We start from the raw sequence: 7956 nt of genomic DNA, 5'->3' as shown, positions 1-7956 counted from the left end.
ACCTTCGGCAGCACGGGAACGGCGACGGCAACCGGGGTGATCTACTGATCCCAGTCATCGTCACCCACGACAAATGATGACGGTCCTCGCTCTCATGCTCGCTGCCATGCTCACACACTTCTCTTTTGGCAGCGACACAATGTCCAAACTGGCAGTTGCCCGTAAAATTCGATGAAACAGGGTTGATCTGCCACTCGCTTTATGGTCGGATTTCCTCAACTGACCTCCCCGGCTGGCCCTGCCAGTCGGGGCTTTTTTTTACATAAGAAGATAGTCGACAGGTTGAGGAAGGTCGGGCAGGTTTTCTTCACCCAATGCTTCCCGCAGATTGATTTCGATTGTATCGGCGATGGCCCCGATGGGCAGATCGTTGGGCAATGTCCCGAACGGCTCCTCCAGCTCGTCGCCCAGCGCATCCAGCCCAAAGAAAGTATAGGCCACCAGTGTCGTCGCAAATGGCGTTCCCCAACCAAGCATATCGGCAAAGCCGAACGGTATGAAGAAACAGAACAGATAGGCCGTGCGATGCAGAAGCAGCGTATAGCCGAAAGGAACCGGCGTGAACCGCAACCGCTCGCAGGCCGCTTGAACCTCTGCCAATGCGGACACTGAACTGTCAAGCGTCTGGAAATCGACCGGATGCAGAGCGTCTTTCACACGCATATCCGCCAGAGCAGCACCAAGCCGACGCAAGATGAAATCAGGCTTGTTGCGGCTTTCCGCCAACGCTTTCCGCTCTTCCGCAGACAACCATTTGTCGTATTTGTTTGAGCCACCGGTTTCCTCTGGCCGAAGATGGCTGACCATGGCCTGCGAAAACGCGATCGCATAACGGAGCAGCTTTTCCCGTCCGTCTTCCAGTCCCCGCACGTTCTCCAGCAACAGCGTCTGACGCCCCAGACCGCGCGTCGTATAGACGAGCTTGCCCCAGATTTTGCGAGCCTCCCACCAGCGGTCATAACAGGCGTTGTTGCGGAAGCCGAGAAAGATCGAAAGCGCAATGCCGAGCAGCGCCAAAGCCGTCCCGTTGTTGACGGCTGGCACCCAGCCGGGAAACGCGCGATGCGCCCACACAACCAGCACCGACAGAAGGAAAACCGCAAAAATCTGCGGCAGGATACGCAGGATGATGGAGCCCTTGAGTATGAAGAAGAGCTTCCACAAAGGGGGGCGCGGGCGAACGATCATTTCAAGTGGGTCCGACGAAGATGAGCAAATGCAGCCTATACGCCTTCTTGCAACACACGACCAGAAGCACCCTGTATTTTCTTACCGTATAAGAGAATACAAAATTATATTATTCTAAATAACAGTATTACTTCTCATAAAATTGTTCTGACAAATATTATTTTATCAATTTTCATGGGTGAGAAATGTCAATCCAATCCTTGATAGACAATATTGCCTCAAACGCCAATATAGACCCTGGAACCGCCGAGCAAACAGTTGGTATATTGCTCTCCATCATCCAACACGAGGCTCCGATTGTCGCGCCGCAAATATTCAACCTGATTCCCGGAGCGCCCGCACTGGCACGCGCCAATGATGTGCTCAACCCTGAAAATTATCATGCAGATGGGATCCTCGGAACAGTTTCGAATGTGGCCGGAAATTTTGCGGGCGAGAGAATAGGCGCTCTGGTCTGCGGTCTGGCGGCATTGAAATCCACCGGCATGAGCATGGATCAGGCCAATCAGGCATTCCTGACAGTCATCCGTCATATAAGGCAAAAAGATCGCGAGCTTGTGCGAAAGCTCTTTGCTTTCGTCCCGGCACTGAAAAGCCACTTCAATATTCCGCAAACTGAATCTTGACCGAAAATTCACCGAACTCCAACAAAGCCGCGCCTCATGCATTGACGCCGGTGCACCATTGGTGGTCCCTGCACCCCGATCCGGCGCACAAGCCTGCGGGTCACTTGTGAATGGTTGGTCGTGGAAGCCATAGGGTTTGCTCGCCGACTGCGGTTTGAACCGCCCCTTGCGGGGGCAAGGAATTTGGAATTTTCATGTCTGTTCAGTCTCTCATTGATAGTATCGCCACCAAGATCAACATCGATCCGCAGCTTGCAGAAAAGCTGGCTGGCTCGGTGTTTTCCGTTCTGCAGCACAGCGCACCGGAAATCGGCAACAAGATCTTCGCACTCCTGCCGGATGCCCAGCAGCTCGCCAGCGCCCACGATGTACTTGCAACAGGCACGGGCGGCATTATGGGTGCGCTGTCGGGACTGATGGATAATGTGGCTGGCGAAAAGATGAGTGCGCTTCTCAAAGCCGCTGCCACGCTTCGTTCCAGCGGCCTCTCCAGCGACCAGATCACCGAAGCAGGCGGGCAGGTGATCAATTATGTGCGCGACCATGACCCGCAGCTGGTCGACCAGCTGGTGGCAAACGTACCCGCTCTCAAGGGCCATTTCGGTCTCTGACACATCGATTTTCTTTTGTGTGCGCTTTCTGCGATGGCGCACACAAAAGCTTGCCGGACCCATTTGTCATTGAGGCCGGTCGCAGCTATCATGCCACTATCGAAATCATTTTCTGGTGATTGATGTCTGCTGATACGACGGAAAAGAAGGTTACGCGCGCCCCGCGTCGCCGTACACCTGCCTATGTCAAATCTCTTCGCGGTGTGAAGAACTGGAAGCAGGCGACCGAATGGCTTGCCTGGCGTGACATCGAAGACATCGAATGCATCACCCCTGATCAGGCCGGGGTTGCCCGCGGCAAGATGATGCCGTCGAAGAAGTTCACCTCCAATACCTCGCTGGCATTGCCTTCGGCTGTCTTCATGACGACGATTTCCGGCGACTATCCGGAAGACGGCTACGGCTTTCATTACCCGGAGGATGACGGCGACCTCAAGCTGGTGCCGGACCTCTCGACCCTTTCGGCTGTGCCGTGGGAATCCGATCCGACCGCGCAGGTTATCTGCGATCTTGTCTATCAGGACGGACGCGGGGTGGAATTCACTCCGCGCAACGTGCTGCGCAATGTCGTTGCCGCCTACAGCAAGCGCGGCCTGAAACCGGTCGTTGCTCCGGAAATCGAGTTCTATCTGGTCCGCAAGAACCCCGACCCCGACTATCCGCTGACGCCACCTGTCGGTCGCTCGGGTCGTGCCATTGGCGGCGGTCAGGGCTATTCGATTGCAGGCGTGAACGAGTTCGACGAACTGATCGATGACATCTATCATTTCTCCGAAGGCCAGGGGCTGGAGATCGACACGCTGATCCACGAAGAAGGCGCTGGCCAGCTTGAGATCAACCTGCGCCATGGCGACCCGGTGGAACTCGCCGATCAGGTGTTCATGTTCAAGCGCACCATCCGCGAGGCGGCGCTCAAGCACGACATGTATGCCACCTTCATGGCCAAACCCATTCAGGGCCAGCCCGGATCGGCAATGCATATCCACCAGTCCATCGTGGACAAGAAGACCGGACGCAACATCTTCACCAATGAGGATGGCAGCGAAAGCGAGGCTTTCCGCCATTTTATCGGCGGCATGCAGCGTCATGTGCCGAATGCACTTGTCATGTTCGCGCCCTATGTGAATTCCTATCGCCGCCTGACGCCGGATGCTTCCGCACCCGTCAACGTCAAATGGGGCTACGACAACCGTACCACCGCTTTCCGCGTCCCACGCTCCGACCCCAATGGGCGCCGCGTGGAAAACCGCATCCCCTCCTCCGATGCCAACCCCTATCTCGCGCTGGCGGCTTCGCTTGCCTGCGGCCTGATAGGCCTCGTGAACAAGATTGAAGCTGAACAGCCTGCGACCACCAGCGTCAACACCAAGGAAATCGAACTGCCCCGCGGCCTGATCGACGCGGTGGAGCTGTTTGAGGAAGACACGGAGCTGCGCAATCTGTTCGGCAGTTCCTTCGTCACGACCTATGCCGCCATCAAGCGTGCCGAGTTCGAAACCTTCATGGAAGTCATCAGCCCGTGGGAACGCGAGTTCCTGCTGCTCAACGTCTGACCGGTTCCACATGCCCTACCAAAGCCCAATCTCGCCCGGCATTTCCTGGTACGAAGCGAGTGTCCCTGATCGGCCGCAATATCCTGAAATGGATGGCTCGCGGCAGGCCGATGTCGTTGTCATTGGTGGCGGATATACAGGGCTTTCGGCTGCCTACCATCTGGCGAGACAGGGCGTGGACGTCACACTCATCGACGGAGCGCGGTTCGGCGATGGGGCGTCGGGGCGCAATGGTGGCCAGTTCGGCACCGGCCAGCGCACATGGGCCGAAGATCTTGAAGCGGAATATGGCTTTGAGCGTGCCAAGGCTCTGTTCGACGTGGCGGAAGAGGCCAAGACCTATCTCCTTGCCTTTGCCGACGAACACAGGATCGATATGGAATATGTGCCCGGCCAGATTTCGGTCGTGCACAAGCCGCGCTATCTCAAGTCATATGAGCGCCATGTGGAGTTGATGGCGAGCCGCTTCAACTATCAGCACCTGCGTCTGCTCGACCGCGCTGAAACAGCGAGTCTGCTCGGTTCAGAGCGCTATTTTGGCGGCGTCTACGACGCAGGCACCGGCCATATTCATCCGCTGAAACTGCTTGTCGGAACTGCAAAGGCCGCCCATGCGGCGGGCGCAAAGCTGTTTGAAGACACCAGAGCCACCAAAATCAGCACCGCAAGCGGGCGGGTCGAAGTCGAAACCAATCGCGGAACCATATCGGCGCGAAATGCCTTCATCGCTGTCAATGCTTATGGCGGTCTGCTGGAACCGGTCAGCGCATCGCATGTCATGCCGATCCGCTCCTTCATCGGCGCAACAGTGCCGCTTGGCGACGACAGCCCCATTATTCCGGGCGGTGAATCCATCGACGATTCCCGCTTCGTGGTGCGTTATTTCCGTCGTTCAAAGGACGGAAGGCTGCTGTTCGGCGGGCGCGAAGCCTACACTGCCGACAATCCGCGCGATATCAGCACCCACATCCGCCGCCAGATAGCCGAGATTTATCCGGCGCTGGACAAGGTCGAAATCACCCATGCATGGGGCGGTTCGGTCGGCATTACCATGCCGCGCCAGCCCTTCGTGCGGGAGGTGATGCCCGGTGTCATTTCCGCAGGTGGTTATTCCGGTCATGGCGTCATGCTGGCAAACTATATGGGCAAGCTCTATGCCGAAACCGTTGCTGGCAATCGCGACCGGTTGAAACTGTTCGAAGAACTGCGGATTCCCGCCTTCCCCGGCGGTCGCACCTTCCGCTCGCCGCTGCTGTTCCTTGCCCTGTCGTGGTATGCATTGATGGACAGGATTTAGAGCCCATCCCGAAAAGTGTGAAACGGTTTTCGGAACAAGATGCGCGTATCGATCTGATTGAATAAGATCGATACGCGCTCTAAGCCGTTACTTCGGCTTGTTCGCTGCACGCTCCAGCTTGGTCAACACATCGATCAAATTGGGGGCAAGCTCGCGTATCTCGGCAAGGTGCGCGGCGCTGAGCCGCTCAAGAACCTGCTCGGCCTTGTCGGTCAGCGCCAATGTGTGGCGGCGGCGGTCCGAAGGATCGACCATCCGCATCACCAGATCGGCATCCGCCAGCCTGCCGACCAACTCCGTTGCAGTATGCGGAGCAATGACAAGCCATTCCGCAAGGTTGCCAACCGTCAACGGTGCATCAGCGGCATGGGCCTTGATCGCAAGCAGCGCCTGATGCTGTTGCGCCGGAAGCCCTTCCGCTTCCGCAGCCGTTGCACTGAAACTCATGAACCGGCGCAAACGATAGCGAAGTTCCGCAAGCGCCTGATAGTCGGCTTGTGTCAAAGCATCCGGAGTTTGTTTCACAACAGGCTTCTTCCCTGACCTCGATATAAACACGCCCGTTCGGCTTTTCCGAAGGCGCTTTGCAGCAATCCCTTCCCCAATAGCAAGCCCCTTGCCCAAACACAAAGATGGCAATTGATTTATATCGTATTACGATATATTTAACCCGCCGTTTAGGTGCATCCCGAAAAGTGTGAAGCGGTTTTCGGACAAGATGCGCGTCAAAACAAACATCGAGACGCGCCGATCTGATTCAATCAGATCGATACGCGCTCCAAGACGCTCTCCCCCAAGCTAGCGTATCCGCCGAGAAAGACAGGAGTTTGCTATGGCCCGGCAAAACGAGTTTCGAAGACCGCACGATTTCACCGGCGGCGTCGCGCGCCGCGTCGCGGGCGATTTTACCGCCGACAGGCGAATGCTGCTCCTGATCGCGATGGCGATCGTTATCGGCGCCGCCAGCACCGCTGCCGCATGGGTGCTTGTAAGCCTGATCGCCCTGGTCACCAATCTGGTCTGGTTTGGCCGCATCAGCATTGACCCGGCAACACTGGCGCACCTTTCGCCGTCCTTCTGGATCGTGCTCATCCCCATATTGGGCGGTCTGGCAATCGGGCTGATGGCGCGTTACGGCTCCGAGAAAATTCGCGGGCACGGCATACCGGAAGCGATTGAAGCCATCCTGATCGGCGGCAGTCGCATGTCGCTCAAAGTGGCGATACTGAAGCCACTTTCATCGGCGATCTCAATTGGCACGGGCGGTCCCTTCGGCGCCGAAGGTCCGATCATCATGACGGGCGGAGCTATCGGATCGCTTTTTGCGCAATTGTTTCAGATGAGTTCAGCCGAGCGGAAGACCTTGCTCGTAGCCGGTGCCGCCGCAGGCATGACCGCCATTTTCGGTACGCCCATTGCCGCCGTGATGCTGGGCGTCGAATTGCTGCTCTTCGAGTGGAAGCCCCGCAGCTTCATTCCTGTGGCAGCTGCAGCAGCAGTCGCTCACACAAACCGACCCTTGTTTTTCGAAACAGGTCCGCTGTTCCAGACCCATTTTCATCTGGCATTGCCCTGGTGGGGAATAGTCGCATGTGCCCTGATCGGCATTGTCGCCGGCCTGCAATCCGGCTTGCTCACGACCCTTCTCTACAAGCTGGAGGATGCATTCGAGCGACTGCCCATTCACTGGATGTGGTGGCCGGCAATCGGCGGCATCGCCATCGGCATTGGCGGTCTGATCGAGCCTCGTGCGCTTGGCGTCGGCTATGATCTCATCGACGGTTTCCTCAATGATAAATTTCTGGCAACCACAGTGCTGGTGGTCCTGCTTGTCAAAAGCGCGATCTGGCTCTGCGCTCTGGCATCGGGCACGTCCGGCGGCGTTTTGGCCCCGCTTCTGATTTTCGGCGGCGCGATGGGCTGGCTGCTCGGCTTGATCCTGCCAGGCGGCGAACCCGGCTTCTGGGCGCTGCTCGGAATGGCCGCCATGATGGGCGGCACGATGCGCGCACCGCTGACCGGCACGTTCTTTGCAGTTGAAGTCACTGGCGATTTCGGCCAGATCGTTCCGGTGTTCGTGGCGACGGTAACCGCCTATGCGGTCACGGTTCTTCTGCTCAAGCGTTCAATCCTGACCGAGAAAATTGCGCGGCGCGGACAGCACATTACGCGCGAATATGGCGTAAGTCCGTTCGAGTCCGCCCGTGTGCATGAAGTCATGGTGACGAATGTGGACACGCTACCGGCAAGCATGACCGTGCAGGAAGCCTCTGCCTTTTTTGCCTCGGAAGCGGCACGGCATCGGCTTTATCCGGTCATCGATAACGACCGGATACTGATCGGCATGGTGACGCGCGCTGATGCGTTGGAATGGCAGCGGAAGACGGATTTGTCCAGCCAGACGCTTGCAGATGCCGTTTCCGACACCTCCACACCTGTCGGCCATCAGGACGACAGCGTGGCGTTCATCACCGACATGATGATCGCGACTGATTGTGGACGTATCCCGATTGTGACACGCGACGGAAAACTCTGCGGACTGGTCAGCCGAAAAGACCTCCTGCAACTGAGAGGCCAGATCAACGGCAGTGAAATGGAACGGAAATCCTTCCTGCGCACGGCAGAAGCTGGCTAAACTCGGTTCACGAGAAAGGCGGGGCACCAATCAGCGCCCCGCCTTT

Annotated in this window: 7 protein-coding genes; 5 read left to right on the top strand and 2 right to left on the bottom strand. The window is 57.4% G+C overall.

The window, feature by feature from the left end:
- Nucleotides 1-258 precede the first annotated feature (258 nt).
- On the bottom strand, nt 259-1188 hold the full coding sequence (locus tag AC1RHM_RS11510) for a bestrophin family protein (protein WP_010659119.1): 930 nt from the start codon (nt 1186-1188) through the stop codon (nt 259-261).
- A 185-nt stretch (nt 1189-1373) separates the two neighbouring features.
- Between AC1RHM_RS11510 and AC1RHM_RS11505 the strand changes: the two genes are divergently transcribed.
- From AC1RHM_RS11505 to AC1RHM_RS11490, 4 genes are all read left to right on the top strand, one after another.
- A complete protein-coding gene (locus AC1RHM_RS11505) occupies nt 1374-1814 on the top strand; it encodes a hypothetical protein (RefSeq protein WP_029376001.1) in 441 nt (146 codons plus the stop codon).
- Between the two features lie 194 nt (nt 1815-2008).
- Nucleotides 2009-2425, top strand: a complete 417-nt coding sequence (locus AC1RHM_RS11500) for a hypothetical protein (RefSeq protein ID WP_010659121.1) — start codon at nt 2009-2011, stop codon at nt 2423-2425.
- Between the two features lie 122 nt (nt 2426-2547).
- On the top strand, nt 2548-3978 hold the full coding sequence (locus tag AC1RHM_RS11495) for a glutamine synthetase family protein (protein ID WP_010659122.1): 1431 nt from the start codon (nt 2548-2550) through the stop codon (nt 3976-3978).
- Nucleotides 3979-3988: 10 nt separating this feature from the next.
- Nucleotides 3989-5275, top strand: coding sequence for an NAD(P)/FAD-dependent oxidoreductase (locus AC1RHM_RS11490; RefSeq protein ID WP_010659123.1), 1287 nt, complete (start codon nt 3989-3991; stop codon nt 5273-5275).
- 87 nt (nt 5276-5362) lie between these two features.
- Here the strand turns inward: AC1RHM_RS11490 and AC1RHM_RS11485 are convergent, their stop codons facing one another.
- The gene (locus tag AC1RHM_RS11485) at nt 5363-5722 is read right to left on the bottom strand and encodes a MarR family winged helix-turn-helix transcriptional regulator (protein WP_226622637.1); all 360 of its coding nucleotides are present in this window, start codon (nt 5720-5722) and stop codon (nt 5363-5365) included.
- 385 nt (nt 5723-6107) lie between these two features.
- On the opposite strand from AC1RHM_RS11485, the gene AC1RHM_RS11480 reads away from it, so the two are divergent.
- Complete coding sequence (locus AC1RHM_RS11480; protein WP_010659125.1) at nt 6108-7910, top strand: chloride channel protein; 1803 nt, start codon at nt 6108-6110, stop codon at nt 7908-7910.
- Nucleotides 7911-7956: the final 46 nt, after the last annotated feature.

This window comes from Brucella sp. GW823-FHT04E01, assembly GCF_058796175.1.
Note: the sequence above shows the minus strand (reverse complement) of the source record. Positions and strands in the feature narration are given on the sequence as shown.

What these genes read in the sequence shown, in the direction of transcription:
- AC1RHM_RS11510 (WP_010659119.1), bottom strand. Translation starts at nt 1,188, where the DNA reads ATGATCGTTCGCCCGCGCCCCCCTTTGTGGAAGCTCTTCTTCATACTC.
- AC1RHM_RS11505 (WP_029376001.1), top strand. Translation starts at nt 1,374, where the DNA reads ATGTCAATCCAATCCTTGATAGACAATATTGCCTCAAACGCCAATATA.
- AC1RHM_RS11500 (WP_010659121.1), top strand. Translation starts at nt 2,009, where the DNA reads ATGTCTGTTCAGTCTCTCATTGATAGTATCGCCACCAAGATCAACATC.
- AC1RHM_RS11495 (WP_010659122.1), top strand. Translation starts at nt 2,548, where the DNA reads ATGTCTGCTGATACGACGGAAAAGAAGGTTACGCGCGCCCCGCGTCGC.
- AC1RHM_RS11490 (WP_010659123.1), top strand. Translation starts at nt 3,989, where the DNA reads ATGCCCTACCAAAGCCCAATCTCGCCCGGCATTTCCTGGTACGAAGCG.
- AC1RHM_RS11485 (WP_226622637.1), bottom strand. Translation starts at nt 5,722, where the DNA reads ATGAGTTTCAGTGCAACGGCTGCGGAAGCGGAAGGGCTTCCGGCGCAA.
- AC1RHM_RS11480 (WP_010659125.1), top strand. Translation starts at nt 6,108, where the DNA reads ATGGCCCGGCAAAACGAGTTTCGAAGACCGCACGATTTCACCGGCGGC.